The sequence below is a fragment of the Rhizobium sp. B21/90 genome, assembly GCF_019355815.1.
Lineage (GTDB): Bacteria > Pseudomonadota > Alphaproteobacteria > Rhizobiales > Rhizobiaceae > Rhizobium > Rhizobium rhododendri.
Genome location: NZ_CP072162.1, coordinates 1,168,219 through 1,189,857 on the forward strand (window position 1 = coordinate 1,168,219; position 21,639 = coordinate 1,189,857).

21 protein-coding genes and 1 other RNA gene are annotated in these 21,639 nt (G+C 57.8%); 10 read left to right on the plus strand and 12 right to left on the minus strand.

Translation table 11 applies throughout. From position 1 onward, the window contains the following. Nucleotides 1-48: 48 nt before the first annotated feature. Nucleotides 49-1,935, minus strand: a complete 1,887-nt coding sequence (locus J5278_RS05585; protein ID WP_209184838.1) for an ABC transporter transmembrane domain-containing protein — start codon at nucleotides 1,933-1,935, stop codon at nucleotides 49-51. A gap of 108 nt (nucleotides 1,936-2,043) precedes the next feature. Here J5278_RS05585 and rpmE point away from each other — a divergent pair, with 108 nt between their 5' ends. Continuing rightward, a complete protein-coding gene (gene rpmE / locus J5278_RS05590; RefSeq protein WP_111222384.1) occupies nucleotides 2,044-2,265 on the plus strand; it encodes a 50S ribosomal protein L31 in 222 nt (73 codons plus the stop codon). Between the two features lie 138 nt (nucleotides 2,266-2,403). On the opposite strand, the gene J5278_RS05595 is transcribed toward rpmE, so the two are convergent. The 3 genes from J5278_RS05595 to J5278_RS05605 form a co-directional block, all read right to left on the minus strand. After that, on the minus strand, nucleotides 2,404-2,916 hold the full coding sequence (locus J5278_RS05595) for a DUF1465 family protein (protein WP_111222385.1): 513 nt from the start codon (nucleotides 2,914-2,916) through the stop codon (nucleotides 2,404-2,406). Nucleotides 2,917-3,296: 380 nt separating this feature from the next. After that, on the minus strand, nucleotides 3,297-3,488 hold the full coding sequence (locus J5278_RS05600; RefSeq protein WP_209184837.1) for a DUF1192 domain-containing protein: 192 nt from the start codon (nucleotides 3,486-3,488) through the stop codon (nucleotides 3,297-3,299). A 13-nt stretch (nucleotides 3,489-3,501) separates the two neighbouring features. After that, nucleotides 3,502-4,779 (minus strand): MFS transporter, encoded by a 1,278-nt coding sequence (locus J5278_RS05605; RefSeq protein WP_209184836.1) that lies wholly within the window; start codon nucleotides 4,777-4,779, stop codon nucleotides 3,502-3,504. A gap of 133 nt (nucleotides 4,780-4,912) precedes the next feature. Between J5278_RS05605 and J5278_RS05610 the strand changes: the two genes are divergently transcribed. Continuing rightward, nucleotides 4,913-5,074, plus strand: a complete 162-nt coding sequence (locus J5278_RS05610; protein ID WP_162854775.1) for a hypothetical protein — start codon at nucleotides 4,913-4,915, stop codon at nucleotides 5,072-5,074. Between the two features lie 104 nt (nucleotides 5,075-5,178). Here the strand turns inward: J5278_RS05610 and J5278_RS05615 are convergent, their stop codons facing one another. The 5 genes from J5278_RS05615 to tkt form a co-directional block, all read right to left on the minus strand. Then, on the minus strand, nucleotides 5,179-6,075 hold the full coding sequence (locus tag J5278_RS05615; RefSeq protein WP_142830677.1) for a fructose bisphosphate aldolase: 897 nt from the start codon (nucleotides 6,073-6,075) through the stop codon (nucleotides 5,179-5,181). Between the two features lie 330 nt (nucleotides 6,076-6,405). After that, nucleotides 6,406-7,614: a phosphoglycerate kinase gene (gene pgk, locus J5278_RS05620; RefSeq protein WP_209184835.1), complete on the minus strand. Its 1,209-nt coding sequence runs from the start codon at nucleotides 7,612-7,614 to the stop codon at nucleotides 6,406-6,408. A gap of 85 nt (nucleotides 7,615-7,699) precedes the next feature. Then, nucleotides 7,700-9,538 carry a potassium/proton antiporter gene (locus J5278_RS05625; protein ID WP_209184834.1) on the minus strand — a complete coding sequence of 613 codons (1,839 nt, stop codon included), beginning with the start codon at nucleotides 9,536-9,538 and terminating at the stop codon, nucleotides 7,700-7,702. 268 nt (nucleotides 9,539-9,806) lie between these two features. After that, nucleotides 9,807-10,817, minus strand: coding sequence for a type I glyceraldehyde-3-phosphate dehydrogenase (gap, locus tag J5278_RS05630; RefSeq protein WP_209184833.1), 1,011 nt, complete (start codon nucleotides 10,815-10,817; stop codon nucleotides 9,807-9,809). A 73-nt stretch (nucleotides 10,818-10,890) separates the two neighbouring features. Continuing rightward, nucleotides 10,891-12,873 carry a transketolase gene (gene tkt / locus J5278_RS05635; RefSeq protein WP_209184832.1) on the minus strand — a complete coding sequence of 661 codons (1,983 nt, stop codon included), beginning with the start codon at nucleotides 12,871-12,873 and terminating at the stop codon, nucleotides 10,891-10,893. Nucleotides 12,874-13,264: 391 nt separating this feature from the next. On the opposite strand from tkt, the gene J5278_RS05640 reads away from it, so the two are divergent. The 7 genes from J5278_RS05640 (at nucleotide 13,265) to J5278_RS05670 (ending at nucleotide 18,603) form a co-directional block, all read left to right on the plus strand. Next, nucleotides 13,265-13,540, plus strand: a complete 276-nt coding sequence (locus J5278_RS05640; protein WP_111222393.1) for a DUF4164 domain-containing protein — start codon at nucleotides 13,265-13,267, stop codon at nucleotides 13,538-13,540. 54 nt (nucleotides 13,541-13,594) lie between these two features. Next, nucleotides 13,595-13,972, plus strand: a complete 378-nt coding sequence (locus J5278_RS05645) for a cell division protein ZapA (RefSeq protein WP_209184831.1) — start codon at nucleotides 13,595-13,597, stop codon at nucleotides 13,970-13,972. 135 nt (nucleotides 13,973-14,107) lie between these two features. Beyond that, nucleotides 14,108-14,614, plus strand: a complete 507-nt coding sequence (locus tag J5278_RS05650; RefSeq protein WP_219258323.1) for a hypothetical protein — start codon at nucleotides 14,108-14,110, stop codon at nucleotides 14,612-14,614. 102 nt (nucleotides 14,615-14,716) lie between these two features. Continuing rightward, nucleotides 14,717-14,875: non-coding RNA, 6S RNA (ssrS, locus tag J5278_RS05655), on the plus strand. Between the two features lie 90 nt (nucleotides 14,876-14,965). Next, complete coding sequence (locus J5278_RS05660) at nucleotides 14,966-16,543, plus strand: site-specific integrase (protein ID WP_209184829.1); 1,578 nt, start codon at nucleotides 14,966-14,968, stop codon at nucleotides 16,541-16,543. 497 nt (nucleotides 16,544-17,040) lie between these two features. Beyond that, nucleotides 17,041-17,901 carry a hypothetical protein gene (locus tag J5278_RS05665; RefSeq protein WP_257623399.1) on the plus strand — a complete coding sequence of 287 codons (861 nt, stop codon included), beginning with the start codon at nucleotides 17,041-17,043 and terminating at the stop codon, nucleotides 17,899-17,901. Nucleotides 17,902-17,904: 3 nt separating this feature from the next. Then, a complete protein-coding gene (locus J5278_RS05670; protein ID WP_219258324.1) occupies nucleotides 17,905-18,603 on the plus strand; it encodes a hypothetical protein in 699 nt (232 codons plus the stop codon). On the opposite strand, the gene J5278_RS05675 is transcribed toward J5278_RS05670, so the two are convergent. From J5278_RS05675 to J5278_RS05685, 3 genes are all read right to left on the minus strand, one after another. Next, nucleotides 18,600-20,198 carry an IS66 family transposase gene (locus J5278_RS05675; protein WP_209187040.1) on the minus strand — a complete coding sequence of 533 codons (1,599 nt, stop codon included), beginning with the start codon at nucleotides 20,196-20,198 and terminating at the stop codon, nucleotides 18,600-18,602. The genes J5278_RS05670 and J5278_RS05675 overlap by 4 nt on opposite strands. 73 nt (nucleotides 20,199-20,271) lie before the next feature. Beyond that, nucleotides 20,272-20,616: an IS66 family insertion sequence element accessory protein TnpB gene (tnpB, locus tag J5278_RS05680; protein ID WP_209187038.1), complete on the minus strand. Its 345-nt coding sequence runs from the start codon at nucleotides 20,614-20,616 to the stop codon at nucleotides 20,272-20,274. After that, nucleotides 20,613-20,996 carry a transposase gene (locus tag J5278_RS05685; RefSeq protein ID WP_209187039.1) on the minus strand — a complete coding sequence of 128 codons (384 nt, stop codon included), beginning with the start codon at nucleotides 20,994-20,996 and terminating at the stop codon, nucleotides 20,613-20,615. Before J5278_RS05685 ends, tnpB begins: the two co-directional genes overlap by 4 nt. Before the next feature lie 196 nt (nucleotides 20,997-21,192). Here J5278_RS05685 and J5278_RS05690 point away from each other — a divergent pair, with 196 nt between their 5' ends. Further along, a complete protein-coding gene (locus tag J5278_RS05690) occupies nucleotides 21,193-21,534 on the plus strand; it encodes a hypothetical protein (RefSeq protein WP_219258325.1) in 342 nt (113 codons plus the stop codon). Nucleotides 21,535-21,639: the final 105 nt, after the last annotated feature.

Here is a 21,639-nt window from a genome sequence, read left to right on the forward strand (position 1 = left end):
GAGCAGCCTTGCGAAGAGGGTTCAGCCTCCGCGCAGTCGCCCGGGGTGTCAGTTCACCATGGTCAGGCGCTGCTCGATGCCGGTGTCGAATTGCAGCCGGGCCAGCTTGGCGTAGATCCCGCCGTGTTGGACGAGGCTCTGATGGGTGCCTTCCTCGACGATGCGGCCATGATCGAGCACGAGGATGCGGTCTGCTTTCAGCACAGTCGCCAGCCGGTGGGCGATGACGATGGTAGTGCGGGTTTCCATGAGGTCGTCGAGTGCTTTCTGCACGAGCATCTCGCTCTCGGCATCGAGCGCCGACGTTGCTTCGTCGAGCAGCAGGATCGGGGCGTTTTTGAGCACGGCGCGGGCAATCGCAATGCGCTGGCGCTGGCCGCCAGAGAGCGTAATGCCGCGTTCGCCGGTGGGCGTGTCATAGCCTTCGTCGAGGCGGCTGATGAATTCATCCGCCTGTGCCGCAATGGCGGCCGCACGGACCTCCTCGCGCGTCGCTCCAGGGCGGCTGAAGGCGATGTTGTCATGGATAGAGGCCGCAAAGATCGTTACATCCTGGGGCACGATGGCGATCTGCGAGCGCAGGGCATCGAGAGATAACTGGCGGGTATCGATACCGTCGACAGAGACGGTGCCGCTCTGCGGGTCGTAGAAACGCAGAATCAGCGAGAATATGGTGCTCTTGCCGGCACCGGACGGTCCGACGATGGCGACTGTCTCGCCGGGCCGGACGCCGAGGGACAGGCCATGAAGGGCTGCCTTGCCGGGGCGCGACGGATAGGCGAAATGCACATCCGAGAACTCGACACGGCCAACGCGGGGCGTCGGCAGGGGGAGGGGATATTCCGGCTCTGCGATGGCCGAGCGTTCTGTCAGCAGTTCGCCGATTCTGTCTGCGGCGCCGGCGGCCTGGGAAAGCTCGCCCCAGACTTCCGAAAGTGCGCCTAGCGATCCGGCCGATATGACGGAGTAAAGCAGGAACTGGCTCAGCGTTCCCGGCGACATGGTTCCTGACAGAACATTCTGGGCACCGACCCAGAGGACGGCAACCACGCTGCCGAAAATCATGGTGATGGCAAAGCCCGTCAGCAGGGCGCGGGATTTGACGGCCGAGCGAGCGGCCTCGTAGGCGTTCTCGACGGCGCCGCCATAGCGGGCAGCAGCGGCGCTCTCGCCATTAAAGGCCTGGATGGTGCGGGTAGCGCCGATCGTCTCGTTGGCATAGGCAGAGGCGTCCGCCAGCATGTCCTGGGCGGCGCGCGAGCGCTTGCGGACGTTGCGGCCGAACGCGACCAGTGGGAACACCACCAGCGGAATGGCGATCAGCACGATGCTTGACAGTTTCGGGCTGGTGAAGATCATCATGCCCATGGCGCCGAAACAGAGGATGACGTTGCGCAGGGCGACAGACGCGGTAGCGCCGACGGCCGACTTGATCTGCGTGGTGTCGGCGGTCAGCCGCGACATGATCTCGCCGGACTGGTTGATATCGAAGAAGGATGGGGACAGGCGCGTCACATGGTCGAAGACCTCGCGGCGCAGGTCGGAGACGATGCGTTCGCCCAGCGTGATGACGAAATAGTAGCGCAGCGCACTCGACATGGCGAGAACGACGGCCATCACCATCAGCATGACGAAGTAGCTGTTGATGAAGGTTCCGTCGCTCTGTGCAAACCCGTGGTCGATCAGCCGGCGGACTGCAAGCGGCAGGGCCAGCGAGGTGATGGCTGCGAGCGCGAGAGCGATGACGGCGCCCGTAACCATGCGACGGTAGCGCTGCAGATAGGGCAGCAGGCGTCCGAGCGGTCGAATGGATTTGCGTGGCTTGGCGCCTGCCTCTCCCGTTTCTGACACGTCGTCTCCTATCCCTGTAAAGCCAGGCTTTGGGCCTTGATCGGCCCTTGTTATCTGCGTGGCCTTGCTGTATAGGCACCGCATCGTAATTGGAAGCCGTGGCCGCCATCTGCTGCGGCTTCATTTATTCAATCGGGTCGGTCGCTGCAATGGCTTGCGACAAATGGACCCTGGCATGGCAGGAATATTGTTATGAAGGCAAACATCCATCCCGAATACCACACCATCAAGGTCGTCATGACCGATGGCACCGAATATGAAACCCGCTCCACCTGGGGTTCTGAAGGCGCCACGATGAACCTCGAAATCGACTCGAAGTCGCACCCGGCATGGACCGGCGGCAATCAGCAGATGATGGACCGCGGTGGCCGTATCTCGAAGTTCAACAAGCGTTTCGGCGGTCTCGGCGTTTAATACGCCGCTTTATCGTTATGTTTCTGAGGAGCCCGGTTTTGCCGGGCTTTTCTTTGTCCTGCCGCCAGGCGGTTGACAACAAAAAACCGGCCGCGCGATGAGCGGGCCGGCTTTCCAAGAAAGAGAGGTCTGATCAGATCAGTTCATGCCGAAAGCGGTCTGGAGCAGGCTCAGCTGCGCCTTGACGCTATTCTGGTTGTCCGGAACGATAGTCTCTGAAGGGCGATAGATCTCGCGATCGAGAATTGCTACGCGGTTCTGCAAACGAAGAGAGCGCTCGACGAGGTCGCGGAAAGATTCCGGAAGATCACCCCAGCCAGGCGCCGTCTTGTCGACGTTGAAACCGTCCAGGCGGACCTTATTCTTTTCGGTGAGGACCTGGTCGCGCGACATCTCGCCGTTGTTGACGGCACGCTGCAGCAGGAGCCAAGAAGCCATCTGCATGAGACGTGTGGTAAGGCGCATGGATTCCGCTGCGTAAAGCACCGATGCCATGCGCGGCAGGACCTTGGAGGCAGCACGACCGTTACCATCGAGGTAAGCCGCTGTTTCTTCCACGAGGGACATACCCTCAGCATACAGCGCCTTGAATTGCGACGACGAGGCGGCACGACCTGCAAAGCTAACGGTGTTTAATCCAAGTTCAGACATCAGAGTAGTCCCTGTTGCAGACAGTCAGTTTTGCTTATGTAACGCCGGCAGGTCGCAAAAGGTTTCGATTAGGCGGCGCTGATTGACTTCAAGATGGTAGTTTTACCCCAGATCTGCAAGTCGATTCTTAATAGAAGGTTAATCTCCACAGTTTCCTTGGCCTGCGCCGGCAGGCAAAGACAAAAAAAGAGCCGCAAAAAGCGGCTCTGAAGGTGAAACAGGGAGAAAAATCAGACCAATTCGCCAAATGGTGAAAAACTGTCTGAGTCCAGACAAAATCCGGATGTTCACAGTAATGAATGATAAAGCTTAATTTTTAGTTAAAGACGCCCCGAAATTGTACTTGCTGCTATGCAGATTGCCGAGGCGGCGGGTAAATTTCAGGAACGGAAAAGGCTCTCGGCTGCCTTCCGACCGGAGGCCTTTTCGTTGCAGGCAAGTTCGAGACGGGCGATTTCCTCCTGAAGAAGAGAGATACGTTTCTTCAGTTCATCGACCGACAGCAGAGTGATATCGCTACCGATCTCGTGGATACCCGGCTTTTTCGGCCGGTCGTCGTCAAACAGGCTCATCGCGGTTTCTCCTTCATCCGTATTTGACGGCAGGATCGTCCGTTTCGGTCGGCGTGTCCATGGGGTTGGCCATCGACATGCTTTCCGGTGTGATCATCTGCGTATTCGCAGACGGCATGTTCGTATAGGCATCGCGCTCCCCGGCTGGAATGGCGGCGCGCTGGCGGCTGCGGAAGATGGAATAACCGCTGATCGCCAGATGGGCTATCGCGGTGATGAGGAACAGTGAGTAGGGGCCAATGGCAGACATGATCGGGCCGCTCATGGTCGGTCCGATGATGGTGCCTATCCCATAGAGCAGCAGCAGGCCGCCCGATACCTTCACATATTCCTCCGGCGAGGCGAAGTCGTTCGCATGGGCGACGGTGATCGGATAGAGCGTGTTGGCCGCAGCGCCGTAGACGATGACAAGGCTGATCAGCAGATAGGGCGTGCTGGGCTGGAAGATAAACAACAGCAGCCCATCGACGGCAGCAATCGCGGCCATGATGGCCAGCACGTAGCGGCGGTCGATGCGGTCGGAGAGCCGGCCCGCCGGCAGTTGCATCATCGCGCCGGCAAAAATGGTCGAACTCATCATGATGGCAATGTTGCCTTCGTCAAGGCCGGCACGGGCGCCGAAGACAGCACCAAGCGTCCCATAGGCACCGTTGGCGATGCCGACGAGCAGGATGCCGATGCACGAGACGGGTGAGTTTCTGTAGATGGCCGGGAGGTCGAGCTTGATGGCCTTCAGGGGCTGCGGCGAGGCGGCGTTGGACAGCGTCGTGGGAAGCATGGCAACGCAGTAGCAGATGCCGCAGACCATGAAGAGCATCGGCGTATGGATGTCGCCAAAGGGGATCATCATCTGGCCGCCGACGGCGCCTATCAGGGTGATGCCGATGTACAGCGAAAAGATCGCCCCCCGGCTTTCGTTGGTGGCGCGCTCGTTCAGCCAGCTCTCGATGATCATCGAAGTGCCGGCGGTGCAGAAGCCGGTGACGGCCCGCAGCGCCACCCACCAGGCGGAATCGACGATCAGGCCGGTCAGCAGGGCGATGATGGCGATGACGGCGATAAAGCCGGAAAAGGCGCGGACATGGCCGACCCGGCGGACGAGCTTGGGCGCCGTCAGGCAACCCAGCACGAAGCCTGTTGCCCATGTCGTTCCGAGCAGGCCGAGCGTCGTCGTTGCATAGCCCTCGGCGGTGCCGCGAACGGGTAACAGCAGGCTGTGAAGGCCGTTGCCCATGAACAGGAACAGGGTTCCGAACAGGAGCGCGAGGACGGGCAGAATATTTCTTTTCATATCCTATTGTCCGCTGATCAGGCTTAAAAATCAGATAAGACGGCGGGGACAGGCATCGGTCGGCCAGTTCAGGGCAGTTTTTCGAGGAGAAAAATGTCCTGTCTGTGGCCGTGACCAGACAACAGAGAATTTTATGTCCAAACTCATAGGCTTGCTGCTGCTTCTGGCGATGGTGGTGCATCTGATCCGGCCGCTCGGCTTGCCCGGGCTGCGGCGGCGCGCGGACTTCTGGAAAATCGCGATTTTAGCCTTCGCTATCTGGACGTTCGCGCTGGTGTTTCGCGAAGCGCTCTGATGCTGATGTAGCAATAGAAATGGCCCGGCTGTGGCTAGCCGGGCCATGGAGGCTACGAGCATTCGGTCAGACAACCTTCAAGTGCTTGCCGCGTCTGGACAGTATCAGGCCTTGTTGACGCTGGCTGAGTAGATCTCATCGATCGTTTCGGCCAGGTTGGCGTCGAATTCAGCGTCGCTCATCGTGACGCGCAGGTTTTCCGTCAGCGCGCGCGAGAAACTGGCGATCATGCCATGGTTATGGCTGAGCTTCTCGCAGGCGTCCGTGCGGCTGTAGCCACCGGAAAGGGCTACGACCCGGACGACCGACTTGTGAGAGATGAGCGGAGCGTAGAAATCGGCGACCGTGGGGATCGTCAGCTTCAGCATCACGGTTTCGGATGCAGGCAGCAGATCGAGCTGCTTTGCGATTTCGTCGCGAAGAATGGCTTCGGCCTCTGTCTTCGTTGCGCTTTTGATGGAGACTTCAGGCTCGATGATCGGCATCAGGCCGTGACTGATGATCTGGCGGGCAACCTCGAACTGCTGCTTGACGACGGCGGCAATCCCGGCCTTGTCGGCATTGCCGATCACCGAGCGCATCTTGGTGCCGAAAATTCCCTTTTCGCGGCCGCGCTTCAGGAGGGCGTCCAACTCCGGCATCGGCTTCATCAACTGGACGCCATTTTCTTCAGCAAGCAATCCCTTGTCGACCTTCAGGAGAGGCACGACGCCGCGCTTTTCCCAAAGAAATGAGGGAACTGGCTGGCCGTCGACGTCGCCGTCCATGGTCCGCTCGAAAAGGATGGCGGCTATAATCTTGTCACCGGTAAAGGCAGGCGCGCTCATGATGCGGACGCGCATGGCGTGCATCAGGCGATACATTTCATCGTCGCCCTGGTAGTCGGTCTCGGAAATGCCGTAGAGACGCAACGCACCGGGCGTCGAACCACCGCTCTGGTCCAGCGCCGCAATGAATCCCGGTGCAGAGCTCATCTTGTCCAACATCTTCGCGTCTACCATAGTTCACTCCCTATCCCTCGAAGCGGCGCATTGCGCACGCACGGATGTTGTTTCATTTCACGACCGACCGGCAACGCCTCTATCGATCAAACTAATGGATCTGCATCTCCAAGACGTTCGGTCCTTTCATGCTCTCCCAACACTGCCGGACCTGCGATACCAGAAGAATTTTAAAAGGAAAATCCTAGGTTAAGCTACTGAAACGATTGAAATGAATTCAATCGTTTGTAATGTCTGCGGCTACACTAGCACCAACGAAAAGACCGCGAAAGCTTTCGCTTTCACGGTCATCAAAACTTCAACTAGACGGGCGAACCGCCATCATGCAGCTCATGCCTTGGCTTGAGCTTCCAGCGCTGCAACGCCCGGCAGGACCTTGCCTTCCATCCATTCCAAGAACGCGCCGCCGGCGGTCGAAACGTAGGTAAAGTCGTCGGAAACGCCGGCGTGGTTGAGCGCCGAAACCGTGTCGCCACCGCCGGCGACCGATGTCAGCTTGCCCGACTTGGTGCATTCGGCGGCAAACTTTGCGACCGCCACGGTTGCTGCATCGAAAGGCGTGATCTCGAAGGCGCCGAGCGGGCCGTTCCAGACCAGCGTTTCGGCGCGACCGACCCAGGCCTTGATCTGCTCGACCGTCTTCGGGCCGACATCGAGGACCATGGCGTCGGCTGGAATGCTGTCGATGATGACGACTTCGTTCGCAGCGCCGGCCTTGAATTCGCGGGCGACCACGCCGTCTTCCGGCAGCACGATGGTGCAGCCGGACTGGGCTGCCTCAAGCATGATCTGGCGTGCCGTATCGGCAAGGTCATGTTCGCAGAGCGACTTGCCGACTTCGGTGCCACGGGCGGCGATGAAGGTGTTGGCCATGCCGCCACCGATCACCAGTGCATCGACCTTCTTGACGAGGTTCATCAGCAGATCGATCTTGCTCGACACCTTGGCGCCACCGACGATGGCAACTACCGGGCGGACGGGATTGCCCAGGCCTTTTTCGAGGGCTTCAAGTTCAGCCTGCATCGTCCGCCCGGCGTAGGCCGGCAACAGCTTTGCCAGACCTTCGGTCGAGGCATGGGCGCGATGGGCAGCCGAGAAGGCGTCGTTGATATAGATGTCTCCATTGTCTGCCAGCGATTGGATGAAGGCAGGATCGTTCTTTTCCTCACCCTTGTGGAAACGCGTGTTTTCGAGAAGCAGGATATCGCCGTCCTTCATCTTGGCGATCGCTTCCGTGGCGGGTGCGCCGATGGCATCGGAGGCGAAAAGGACGTCGTGGCCGAGCACCGACTTCACCGAGGAGACGATCTGCGACAGCGAAAATTCCGGTGTCGGGCCGTCCTTGGGGCGACCGAAATGTGCCATCAGAATGACCTTGGCGCCCTTGGCCGACAGTTCCAGGATGGTCGGGGAAACGCGCTCGATGCGGGTGGTGTCGCTGACCTTTCCGTCCTTCATCGGCACGTTGAGATCGACGCGGACAAGCACGCGCTTGCCGGCAATTTCGGTGAGATCGTCGAGGGTCTTGAAGCTTGGCATGGGAAAGATCCGCAAATTGATATGGTCGGAAGATGCGCCGACCATACTACGGATGGTCGGAGACGCAAGGCTGTCAGCCCGGGTTTTAGTCGCTACTCGAATCGTTTGAATTCGCCTTCGCAGCCCTTGCGCGGCGTCGCCTGAGGGCATCGCGAATGCGATGGGCGATCTCGCGCATGTTGATAAACAGCGGCAGCGCATCGGTGGAATCGACCACTTCGAGCGACATGCCGACAGCCTTGATATGGTCGTTCTCATCGAGGTCGCGAACGATCAATATGAGCGATCCGAGACGCACCCGGTCCGCATAGTCCGCCTTGCCGCCTAAGCGCTGGCGCATCAGTTCGGCGATCGTCAGGTTCTTCTCGTTTTCGTGCAGGAGGCCCGGGCCATAGGCGGCATCGAGATCCGCTGCCTGCCGCTGCGGCGAAATGGAGAAGGCGCCGAAGAACTCGGTATCTTCCGGATCGACCGGTGCGCGGGTGGCGAAAAGCCTGTCGAGCAGCCGCGAAAAGCTTGGCGCGATGAACAGGTATACCAGATCGTTTTCCCGCAGCCGTCCGGCATATTGATAGCGCATAGACTTGCCGTCGCGCACCACCAGCGATGGCATGGCCCAGCGCGGGATACGCTCTCCCAGCAGCACAGGGCTGTCCTTGACGACGCGGTAGGAGAGAAGCTCGTGGTTTGCAGCGCCGGGCAGGTCGACCTCGACCTTGTGGACGGCGCCGATGCGCGGCGGAATGATGAGCCCGAGCTTCTTTGCCACCGGCTTGATCGTCCAGCCCTGCAGCATCAGCGAGACGAGCACGATGATGAAGGCGACGTTGAAGTAGGTCTGGCCGAAATCGAGATTGCCGAGGATCGGCATGATGGCAAGCAGTATGGAGACGGCGCCGCGCAGACCGACCCAGGCGAGGAAGCCTGTCTCGCGCTGGGTATAGTCGAACGGCAGCAGACAGAGCCAGACGGCAACCGGTCGGGCGACGAAGATCAGCACCAGCGCCAGCAGTACGGCCGGCACGGCGATGGCTGGAAACTCCGACGGCGAGGCGAGCAGGCCGAGCACCAGGAACATGATGATCTGGGCGAGCCAGGTCATGCCATCCTGGAAGCGCTTGATGGTCGCAGAGGCCGGCATCTTGTGGTTGCCGGCGTAGATGCCCGCGACATAGACCGCAAGAAAGCCGCTGCCGCCGACGGCGCCGGTGAACGAGAACACCAGCAGCGCCAGCGCCAGCACGAAGATCGGCGTCAGGCCGCGGTCGGTTTCGAGCTTGCCCGCGACCAGCACGATCATCATGCCGCCGAGCAGGCCGAGGATGACGCCGAGGCCCATCTGCTGGACGAACATCGCGAGCATGGCGATGTTGACGCCGCCGACGCCTTCGCCGCTGCCGATCGCCTGTACCAGCGCAATGGTCAGGAAGATCGCCATCGGGTCGTTGGTGCCGGATTCGACTTCCAGCGTCGAGCGCACCTTGTCGCGGATGTTGATGCCGCCGATGCGCAGCAGGAAGAAGACGGCGGCGGCATCCGTCGAGGCGACGATCGAGCCGAGAAGCAGGCCTTCCATCCAGCTGAAACCGAGAAGCCAGGATGCGGCCAGCCCGAAAATGGAGGCTGTAATGATGACCCCGAGCGAGGCTATCGTCAGAGCCGGGACGGCGGCCGCCTTGAAGGAGGAGAGCGAGGTGCCGAAGCCGGAATCGAAAAGAATGACGGCGAGCGCGATCGAGCCGAGGATATAGGCGAGGTAATTGTTGCTGAAGGCGATGCCGAGCCCATCCTGACCGGCCAGCAGGCCGATGACGAGAAACAGCAGCAGCAGGGGGGCGCCGAAGCGGAAGGCGAGAAGGCTGGAAAAGGCGGCAATGAGGATCAGGACGGTGCAGACCAGGACGACGACATAAAATGCTTCCACGGACACTTCCCTTTTCTCGCATCCGGCAGATACCGAACGCCCCACTGCAGCCCGTTGCTCGACGGTCGAGCCCTCCCTGCGCTCCCGTCCCCGGCGCCCGAATCCCCCGCGCAAATGATTGCCCGCCGATTGTAGGCCATCCAGATTTGCTCTCAAAGGCTTAATGATCAATCTGGTCGATAGCTGGGCGAAATGTGGAATATCAAGTGTCTAAACAAAAAACGGCCCGGTTTCCCGAGCCGTTTTTCTAACGTGGCCGTGCAGTCGCTCAGATGGTCTTGGCGAAGGCGACGGCTGTGTCGGACATGCGGCTGGAGAAGCCCCATTCGTTGTCGTACCAGGAGAGCACGCGGACGAAATTGCCCTCAAGGACCTTGGTCTGGTCGAAGGCGAAGATCGACGAGTGGCTGTCGTGGTTGAAGTCGCGCGAGACCAGCGGCTCGTCGGTGTAGCCGAGGATGCCCTTCAGCTTGCCGTCGGAGGCAGACTTGATCGCCTGGTTGATCTCTTCAACGGTAGTATTGCGCTTGGCGACGAACTTGAAGTCGACGACGGAGACGTTCGGTGTCGGAACGCGGATCGACGTGCCGTCCAGCTTGCCCTTCAGTTCCGGCAGCACGAGGCCGACGGCCTTTGCAGCGCCGGTCGAGGTCGGGATCATGGACAGGGCTGCGGCGCGGGCGCGGTACAGGTCCTTGTGCATCGTGTCCAGCGTCGGCTGGTCGCCGGTGTAGGAGTGGATGGTGGTCATGAAGCCGTGGTCGATGCCGATGGCATCGTTCAGGACCTTGACGACGGGAACCAGGCAGTTGGTGGTGCACGACGCGTTGGAGATGACCAAGTGTTCCTTGGTCAGCTGGTCGTCGTTGACGCCGAAGACGACGGTGAGGTCGGCACCGTCGGCAGGGGCCGAGACGATGACGCGCTTGGCGCCGGCGGTCAGATGCAGGGCGGCCTTTTCACGCGATGTGAAGATGCCGGTGCATTCCATGGCGATATCGACGCCGAGTTCGCCATGCGGCAGGGCTGCCGGATCCTTGATCGCGGTGACCTTGATCGGCTTGCCGTTGCCGACGATGATCGTGTCGCCTTCGACCTTGACCGAGGCAGGGAACTTACCGTGGATGGAATCGTAGCGCAGCAGATGGGCATTGGTTTCGACCGGGCCGAGGTCGTTGATGGCAACGACTTCGATGTCGGTGCGGCCGGATTCGACGATGGCGCGCAGGATGTTGCGGCCGATGCGGCCGAAGCCGTTGATGGCAACTTTAACAGTCATGGTGGACACTCCCAAATCGGACAGGACTTTTCTATTTGAAGGAAGCAGGGCGCCGTGGCGCCCTGTATTGGGATCAGGAAAGCTTGGCTTCCGCAGCGGCAACGACGGCTTCCGCCGTGATACCAAAATGCTTGTAGACTTCCTTGGCCGGGCCGGAAGCCCCAAAGCCCTTCATGCCGATGAACGTGCCTTCCGGTCCTATGAAGGCATCCCAGCCTTCGCGGACGCCGGCTTCGACGGCGATCTTGACTGGCGAGTTGCCGAGGATTTCCGCCTTGTAGGCTTCGGGCTGCTCGAAGAACAATTCCGTCGAGGGAACCGAGACGACGCGGACAGTGATGCCCTTGGCTTCAAGCGCAGTGCGGGCGGCAACGGCGATTTCGACTTCGGAGCCCGAAGCGAAGATCGTCACCTTGGCATCGGCAGAACCGGCCAGATTGTAGGCGCCGAGTTCGCAGAGGTTCTTCTCGCTGTATTCCAGGCGGGCTGCGACCATGTTCTGGCGGGTGAGGGCCAGACCCGACGGACGGTCCTTGGTCTTCAGCGCGATCTGCCAGCACTCGGCCGTTTCCGTGGCATCGGCCGGGCGGAACATCATCAGGTTCGGGATGGCGCGCAGCGAGGCCATCTGTTCCACCGGCTGGTGGGTCGGGCCGTCTTCGCCGACGCCGATCGAGTCATGCGTCAAAACGTGGATGACGCGAATGCCCATCAGCGACGCCAGGCGGATCGGCGGACGGCAATAGTCCGAGAAGATCATGAAGCCGCCGCCGTAAGGGATCAGGCCCCCGTGCAGAGCGATACCGTTCATGGCAGACGCCATGCCGTGTTCGCGTATGCCCCAGTGCATGTAGCGGCCGGCAAAATCCGACGGCGTGATCGAGACCATCTGGCTGGTCTTGGTGTTGTTCGATGGCGTCAGGTCGGCGGAGCCGCCGAGCGTTTCAGGCAGGAAGCCGTTGACGACCTCGAGCACGTCTTCCGACGCCTTGCGGGTCGCAACGGTCGGCTTGGTCTCGGCCAGCTTCTTCTTGTAGTCGCTGATGGCGGCGTCGAAGCCAGCCGGCAGGTCGCCGGCGAAGCGGCGGTTGAACTCGGCCTTCTTGGCTTCATCGGCTGCAGCGAGACGCGACTGCCAGTCCTTCATATCGGGAACGGCACGCTTGCCGGCTTCGCGCCAGGCGTCGAGCACGTCGGCCGGAATGACGAAGGGCTCGGCATCCCAGTTGAGAGCCTTGCGGGTAGCCGCAATTTCCTCGGCGCCGAGCGGCGAACCGTGGACCTTGTGGGTGCCCTGCTTGTGCGGAGCGCCGAAGCCGATGATCGTCTTGCAGGCGATCAGGGTCGGACGGTCTGATTTCTGGGCTGCCTCGATCGCGGCAGAGATCTGGTCAGGCTCATGGCCGTCGACTTCGATCGTGTTCCAGTGAACAGCCTTGAAGCGGGCAATCTGATCGGTCGAGTCCGACAGCGAAACGGCGCCGTCGATGGTGATCGAGTTGTTGTCCCAGAACAGGATGAGCTTGTTGAGCTTCAGGTGGCCTGCGAGCGCGATTGCCTCGTGGCTGATGCCTTCCATCAGGCAGCCGTCGCCGCACATCACGTAGGTGTGGTGATCCTGCAGTTCTGAGCCGAACTCGACGGCGAGCTTGCGTTCAGCAATCGCCATGCCGACGGCGTTGGCAATACCTTGGCCGAGCGGACCGGTCGTTGTTTCGATGCCGGTGGCGTGACCGTATTCCGGATGGCCGGCAGTCTTTGAGCCGAGCTGGCGGAAGTTCTTCAGATCCTCGATCGACATGTCTTCATAGCCGGTCAGATACAGAAGCGAGTATAGCAGCATCGAGCCGTGGCCGGCCGACAGCACGAAGCGGTCGCGGTTTGCCCAATGGGGCGATTTCGGATCGAATTTCAGGTATTTGGAAAAGAGTACGGTGGCGACGTCAGCCATGCCCATCGGCAGGCCGGGATGGCCGGAATTGGCCTTCTCAACGGCATCCATGGCAAGGAAACGGATCGCGTTTGCCATCCGGTCGTGTTTTTCGCGAGAGATCATGGTCGTTCCGCAAGGTTTGGGATGGTCTCGGTCTCGAGAGGGATGGACCACCGGTTGGAAGGCACAGCGAGGGAGGGATGCTTGGAACCCTGGATCGCAGTCTGCCTCAGGCGGCTGAGACATAGCAGTTGGGGCGAGCAAGTCAATAAATCCGGCGGCCAAACCCGGCCTCCGTCGCAAATATTTAACATTTGCCTTTTGTCTTGTACAAAAGACGACATGAGCCTGATAGGCTGCCGGAACTGAGGAAAGTCGCATGTCATCCACAGTTTAGCGGCCTTGCCGCATGCAGGCCTTTATTGACGGCCAGTTGCCGAGTTGAATACTGTGACAGATCAGGGCAATGCGCCACCATGGCGATTCGGAGCATTGTGCGTGGAACCGGGAAGACATGATGCCCACAGGCAAGACAGTGGACGCCGCCATCACGTCACTGCGTCAGGCGCTGGCAGCGCTGGATAATGCGGTCGACGTGCGTTTCGAACGGGAGCGCGAGCGAAGCGAGATCGACGCTGAGGTTCGCCGGACCCACGCCGACCGTTCAAGGCTGGCACAGGAACTCGACCAGGCGGAATTTCGCGCCAACCGGCTGGAGGAGGTAAACCGCGAGGTTTCCCGCCGGCTGGTCACCGCCATGGAAACGATCAGGGCCGTACTCGATCGCTGACGCAGCGTTGCAGACAACCTTTGCCGCATCGGGCAAGACAGGACGGAATATCGCATGGCGCAGGTAACGGTAACGATCGACGGCAAGGCCTATCGCATGGCCTGCGAGGAGGGGCAGGAAGATCACCTGACGGATCTCGCCACCCGCTTCGATCGCTATGTCAGCCACCTGAAGGAGCAGTTCGGCGAGATCGGCGATCTCCGGGTGACTGTCATGGCCGGCATCATGATCATGGATGAAGTGGCCGACCTGACGCGCAAGGTGACCGGGCTGGAGGCCGAACTTGACGCCTTGCGCGGTAATCGCGACACCGCGCTCGCCGCCAGTGCACAGACGGAAGAGGCGCTGGCCGGCGTTCTGGACGAAGTCGCCAGCAGCATTCGCGGCATCACCGAAAAACTGGTCGCCAAGCCGGGCGCGGAAGCGCACTGAGGTCGGATAACGGTGCGTTTAGCCCACCACACTCACCATTGTTACCGTACTTGATGCCGTTGATATAAGGGTGCCTCCCTGGCCCAGGTTCTTTGTTCGCCCCAGTGTCCAGGTCCTACCCTTTGGAGGTTGCCGATGAAACTGAATATAGGTGCAGGTTCTACGCGCCGTGAAGGCTTTTTGAGCGTGGACGTGCGGGCCCATGCCAAGCCTGACATCGTGTCCGATGCCTGGGGTCTCGAAACGATCGACGACGGCAGTGTCGACGAAATCTATAGGCGGCACATGCTGGAGCACTTGGATCCGAACGATGCCCGGCGGACGCTGGCGCGCTGGTTTCAGGCGCTGCGCTCGGGAGGAACGCTCAACATCGTCGTCCCCGATCTGGAATTTCATTGCCGTCAGTTGCTGGGCTCCAGCTTCAGCACGTTTGCCGATCAACAGGCGCACGCCTTTGCCGGGTTCTTCGGATGGCGCGACGAGAGCCGTGGTGGAAATCGCGAAGACGCACATCGATGGGGATATACGGAGCGGACGATGACCGTGCTGCTTTCGGAATTCGGCTATCGGCAGATTGCGCGCCAGCTTTCCGGCATCGATTGCGAACCCTGGCATCTGAACATGACGGCGATAAAACCCTGAACGGCAAATCCGTGGAGGGTAGCGTCGTCGATGACGTCGCCGAGCGTTAATTCTCGACCGATGGCACTGGTGCGCAAACGCAAAGCGCATTATATGTCGACTTGCGGTCTGCGCTTCCCGGCAGGTACCACAATCCCTGGGGCCATACTCGATCCAAAGGGAGCTGTCCCTGGCCAGGCCCGTGGGCTTGGACATATGGCGCCCACCTACGTTTGTAGGCACCCAGGATCGTAAAAAACCACCGGTCGTCGTGGATCGCACTTTTCGCCTTTGATTTTGTTTTGTTTTTTGATCGTCATTGAATTTTTCACACCGACTTTAACACCGGTGTGAAAATTGAACGGTCGGAATATGTCAAAACAACATCGCCTTCATTTACACGCCAACGGCTATTTTTATCACCGGGTCAAGGTGCCAGCTGACATCCGTTTGTTGTATGGCAAGGAAATCGAGCAAACTTCTCTTAAGACTCGCAGTTTCAAAGAGGCTGTTCGGCGGCTACCGGCTGTGATTGTCGAGATCGACGGAATATTTAGATCATTCCGCACCGAGCATTCCGAGGCGTTGGGTCGGCTTACAACGTCCCCTCCTCATAACTCAGCGGCTTCCTCCATTCGAAGACGTGGAGGTGACAAGTCGCTGTCGCAAGCTGTCGCTGCCAACGACCTGCTTAATGGAATCCGGCAGGTCATACGGGCCGAATTGTCATCGGCTCAAGGTCCGGAGCAAAGTTTTCAAGACGAGCCCACACCTGACCAAAGCCTCGCACCGAGGCCAAATGGTAAAGACTGCCCTAAACGTCTTGTTGAGGATCGCCGGCACCAATCCGATCTACCGGTGATGTCTCAGCTTGCGTCGGAGTGCTTTCTAGATGTCGGGCGCGAAAAAAAATGGAGCGCAAAGACTAAGGCATCGAGAGCCACGCAGATAAGGCAAGTGATCGAGATCTGCGGTGACAAACCTCTAAACCGCTATTCCCAATTCGACGTGCGGCTGCTGAAGACAGTACTTTTCGCCCTTCCACCTCAATCTCACGGCAATAGGCAATTTCAGGGGCTGTCGAAAATTGAAATTGCGGATTTGGCTAAGCGAAAAGGATTGACCGGTCTATCTGCTGAGAGCGTGAGGCAGATCATGACTTCAATGAACATTGTCTTTGGATGGGCCAGAGCTGAGTATGACCTCTCGCTCAAGAACATTGTCCAGCCGATGATACCGCCCCCTTCAAGTACAGGCTCCAAAAGGAACAAAAGGCATGCCTTTTCTGTAGGTGAGCTTCAGAAATTGCTTGGTACGCCTGTCTTCTCTGGGGTCGAAAGCGAAGTCGCCTGGCTGAAACCTGGCCTTGTCACGATGCAACACAGTGGAAGGTTTTGGGTGCCATTGCTGGCGATGTTTGCAGGGACTAGGCTGATGGAGACAGTTCAGTTGATGGGCGGGGACATTCGTTGCGAGAGCGATGTGTGGTTCATAGACGTCAACGATGATGATGATTGCAGCGGTAAACGTTTGAAGAATGGCTTTTCGAGGCGGAAAATCCCAGTCCACTCGGTTTTGCTGCAACTGGGCTTTCTAGAATTTGCATCGAGCATACCGAAGCAGGATCGAATGTTTCCCGACATTACAATCGGACCTCCTGCACAACGGCATCGCCACGCCTCTAAGATGTTCAACAAATTGCTGGAAGCAGCCGGGATCAAAGCGTCAAAAAAGGTTTGGCATTCTCTGCGGCATTCATTTGAGCAAGCGTGTCGAGACAGCGGAGTGGACAGCGCAATTATGGACCAGCTGCAAGGGCATTCCCAGGTCGGAAGCCGAGAAGTATACGGCGACGGATATGGCCTCCTTGCCTTGAATGAGGCGGTTCAATCGCTTGGTTTTCCCGGGCTGGATCTGTCACATATAATACGCTTCCAACCCAAAAACTAAGATCATTTCCCTTAAAAAAGCTTGGAAGCAGTTTTTCTGCGTGATCGCCATGTCAAGCCGCCTCTTCCTAAAAATATGTGCACTTAATCAGGTGCCATTGCCCACATCAGATTGCTGGTCTACCGTACTTTCTCAACTGGGGGATGAGCTATGTTTTTTACGATTGCTACCGTTCTTTCGACTGCCGCCATCACCATACCGACAAACCACGCACCCAACATGTCGAGTATTCAGACGGCAGCGATTTGCTTCAAAACGGGTGAGCAGACAAGCGGAATGAAAAAGATCTGCTACTACGACTGCCTAGGATCAACGACGGCGATCACGATAGGCGCCGTCGAGCTTTGCCCTTTAAGTATCAATGATTAGGTAGAAATTCGATTACCCCTCAGAACTTGCGCACACGTTGATAGCTTTGAATATCGATCCGGGGATACATGGGCCTGCTTACTGATATTCAGAACGACGCTTTGTCCGACACGACGTCGGTCTCGACAATGCTCCGAAAATGCATGGTACTTGCCCATAAGCTCGACAGCGATCTGCTCGAAGATTGGGTGACGTTGGAACTTGATGGCTATCCTTCTGAAGCCTCAGTTCCGGCATACAGACGAATCCCAATGAACTTCAAAATCAACGCCATGAACATGGCTTGGCGTGTCACAGGACACAACGTTCCCCAGCTATTAGTGAATGATCTGGCTAGGGATGATGAGTTCGACATCCTCAAATACAGGCCAGCAATCGGGACAATTGATCCCGGTGAAATTGAGAAGGCAAACGGAGTTTTGACCGTCAATCTCGACAATTACTCGTTTATGCTGATCGGAAAAGTCTTCGATAGCAGAATGAACATTACCAAGTTTTGGGGAGAGGTCCCCCCGACTCAAATATTGGGAATCCTCGATGCGGTCAAAAACAGGGTTCTAAAATTTGTCCTGACATTACAGAAGGAATACCCAACAGCCGATGGCGTGGAGGGATTAAAGTCCGAGCAGCAGGGAGTGCAGCAAGCTGTGAGCCAGATATTCAACACGACGATCAACGGCGGCAATGCGAACGTTGTCGGCACTGCAAATAAATCGACCGTGACCATCACAGTGAATCAGGGAAACCTGCAGGGGCTACGACAGCATCTGCTTGATAGTGGTGTTGCCTTGGACGACGTGCTGGAGCTGGAAGCAGCCCTCGCAGAAGAGCCAAAGATCGGCGCTGACAAACAGTTTGGCCCAATGGTTAGATCTTGGGTTGGTAAAATGGCCGTCAAAGCAGCGTCCGGCGCTTGGAACATAGGAATCGCAGCAGGAACGGTCTTGGTCGAACACGCACTGCTCGGATATTACGGATATGCAGGTTGAGTCATGTTTAGAAATAACACGACGTTTATCATCGGTGCTGGAGCAAGTGCAGAATTTGGTTTGCCTGTTGGGTCAGGTCTAGCAAAACTTATCAAAAAACGGGCGTTCTGTGCCGACGACGGCGGGCGCTTGTTAAGGCCTGTCGACAAGTTCTTATTCGAATTGTTGGTGGACCACGTCGGGCGGAAGGACCTTGAGGCGGCAATTTATCCATTGAGTACGATTGAGCAAGGACTCCACACAGCGGTCAGCATAGACGCGTTCATCGATCGTTTTAAAGAAGATAGCGAAATAGCCAAACTTGGAAAGCTTTTGATTGCTATTGAGATCGCAGATGCAGAACGCAAAAGTCTGATGCACCCGAGCCAAATTGAACTCGATTTTGGAACCCCACATTTCAAGAGTGCTGATGACACGTGGATTGGGAGCTTTGTAAGAATATTATTGGATGGAGTATCCGATAGATCTAAAATCGGAAATAACATCACAATTATATGTTTTAACTACGATCGGTGCATTGAATACTATTTGGTAAATGCCATTGCGAATGCGTACGACATTGATACAGATGAGGCCGAAGACATTGTTTCCGGAATGAACATAATCCATCCGTACGGAACTTTGGGCGATCTACCATGGGCAGCGAATGGGAACGGCTCGGACGTGCTGCAGTTTGGCCCGGATCTCGACGTAAGCGCTTAGCCGACAGCGTCTGCCTTATAATTCCAGGGCATTAGCAGCTCGATATCGGCGGCGGGCCAACCGTTTGCGATGCGCGTCAGCGTCTGGGAAAGCCAGGCAAGCGGATCGACGTTGTTCATTTTCGCTGTTTGCAAGAGTGTGGCGATCGTTGCCCAAGTCTCTCCACCGCCTTCGCTTCCCGCAAACAAGCTATTTTTTCTGGTAATTGTCTGTGGCCGGATCGCGCGTTCGACGATGTTGGAGTCTATCTCGACACGGCCATCATTCAGGAAGTGCTCCAGCGCCTCTCGGCGTGTCAGAGCGTAGCGGATTGCCTCGGCTGTCTTGGACTTCCCGGAGACTTTGGATAGCTCCTTTTCCCACACCTGGAAGAGATCGGCGACGATGCCAGCGGACGTCTCCTGACGACGCCTTGCGCGGGTCTCGGCGTCGCTGCCGCGGATCTCGTCCTCAACCTGCCAAAGTCCCGTCATCGCGGTGATCGACGCTGTCGCGGCGTCATTGATGCCACCGACGTGCAGTTCATAAAACTTGCGGCGGACGTGCGCCCAACATCCGGCCAGCTTGATCGTTTCATTGCTGCCGGACTTGGCGCGTTCTTTGAGCATGCTGGTATAGGCCGAGTAGCCGTCAACCTGCAGGATGCCGCTGAAGCCTTCGAGATGACGCGCGACACACTTCCCACCCCTGCTGACTTCGAAGCGATAGGCAACCATAGGCGGGCCAGACCCGCCAAAAGGTCGGTCATCGCAAGCGTAGGCCCATAACCAGGCCGTCATTGTCTTGCCAAAGCCTGGAACCAGCGTCGGCAAGGTCGTCTCGTCCGCAAATATCCGCTCGCTGGCTTTGATACGCTCCAAGATGTAATCCGAAAGGATCCGCAGCTCGAAGCCCAGATGCCCCATCCATTGGGCCATCAAGGAGCGGCTGAGAACCACGCTGTCGCGCAGATAGATCGCCTCCTGGCGATAAAGCGGAAGACCGTCGCCGTATTTGGAGACAGCGATATAGGCCAGCAACCGTTCGCTCGGCAGGCCAGCTTCGATGATATGCGCGGGTGCCAAAGCCTGTAGCACACCGTCACGCTCCCGGAACGCGTATTTGGGGCGGCGTGTGATGATGACCCTGAACTTCGGCGGGATGACATCGAGCCGCTCTGATCGATCTTCGCCGATCAGAACCCTCTCCAAGCCCTGGTATTCTTCTGGGATCTCCGGCTCGATGACTTCCTCTATGCGCTCCAGATGGGCTGCAAAACCTTTGCGAGGACGGGCTTGCCTCTTTGGTCGTTCTCTGCCGACCTGGCTGAGTTCACGATCAATCGCGGCAAGGTCAGTCTCGACCTCCTCGAAGGCGAAGTCGATCTGGTCGTCGTTGATCGCCAGCCGCAGACGCTCGGAGCGCGTTCCTTTTTGAGCACGCTGCAAAACCTTTAAGATTGCCGTCAAATTGGTGATCCGCTCGTCGGCCTTCTGTTGGGCAACCTTCATTCGAGCGATTTCAGCATCAGTCGCAGCCTTCTCCGCGTTCAAAGCGATGATCATCGCTTTCAGCGCATCGACGTCGTCGGGAAGGGCGGGACCGGGTAAAATCATGATGCCAGTAAAGCACAAAAGCGGCCGATTTCCCAACACTTACAGCGACATGATTCATCTTGTCGCAGGCAATTCAGCCCGTTGACAGTGGTCGGCGCACTTGGACGGGATGGATCTTTTTCCAATCCATTCCGGCTAGAAGTGCCATCAACTGCGCATGGTCGAGACGGATACGGGCGCTGGACTGCCCTGGCCAGCAGAAGCCATTTTCCTCAAGAATTTTTGCGTAAAGGCAGACACCTGTCCCATCCCACCAAACAATCCGGATCCGGTCTGCTCGCTTCGACCGGAAGACAAAAAGTGCGCCACTAAAGGGGTCAAGGCCGCCATCCCGCACCAGGACCATCAGCGACGCGGCTCCTTTGCGGAAGTCGACCGGTTGGCACGACACGTAGACCACGACACCCGAAGCGATCATGCCTGCCGTACCGCTCTGACAATGCCGCTCAGCAGCGCCGGATCGATCGAGGCGCTGACGCGAAGTGTCGCGTCGCCAACCTTTATCTCGACGGTGTCCGTTCGGACTGCTTCGAAACGGGTAAAGGCCTCGCCATCTCCGGCTGCGCTCAGGCGCTGAACCGAACCAGACGCAAGCGCTATTCGCCGCCAACCAAAAAGCTGCGACGGGTCCATTCCATGAGCACGCGCAACCGCAGACACATTCGCGCCAGGAGCAAGCGCTTCCTCCAAGATCTGAGATTTCTCCTCGTCTGACCACAACTTCGGCTTCCGCCGCGTTCGCACAGGATCAGCCGTCAGAATTTCGAACGTACGACCCTGATTCATATCTTCACTCATAGGTTTCCCAGCATGATTCACACTGAAAATGAGCGATTTTCCTGCTCAATGCTACGTGGGGTAGCCTTAGCGCTTACATCTCGACTTGTATACGTCCTGGTTTGAAATCGCAAAAAACAACATCCGTACATACACAGAGCAGAAGCATGACGTCACTCGGACCATCGCTATTCATGATGCTGTGGGGAGAAGCAATGTGCTTGTATTTCTCGGGTTTGGCTTCAACAATCAAAATTTCGATTTGCTCCGTGTGAAGGAGTTCTCTGATTATAATTCAAACCCGAGAAGTGTCTATTTGACTGGAATAGGCATTTCGCAGCAGGTGTCAGCTACTTTGAAGCGCCGGATAGGCAACCTGTTCGCGAATTACGATTCCATGAAAGCGGAATGGGCGGCGAACATTCATATCGAGTATGATCAATCATGCAGCCAATTGTTCGACCTGCACAGCATGAACCTCTCGCAGTTTGTTGAGCATTATTTTGATCACGAGGCAGGTATTGTCAGGCGGGGCACGAAATCAACTCCGGAATCGTAGAAACGGGAGTTTTAGCGCATATAAAATCGTAATGCGTAGCGCCTCCTGGCGCTACGCATTACGACTAAATACATCTTTTTTTCGTTGTAATTGGATATTGTAGGT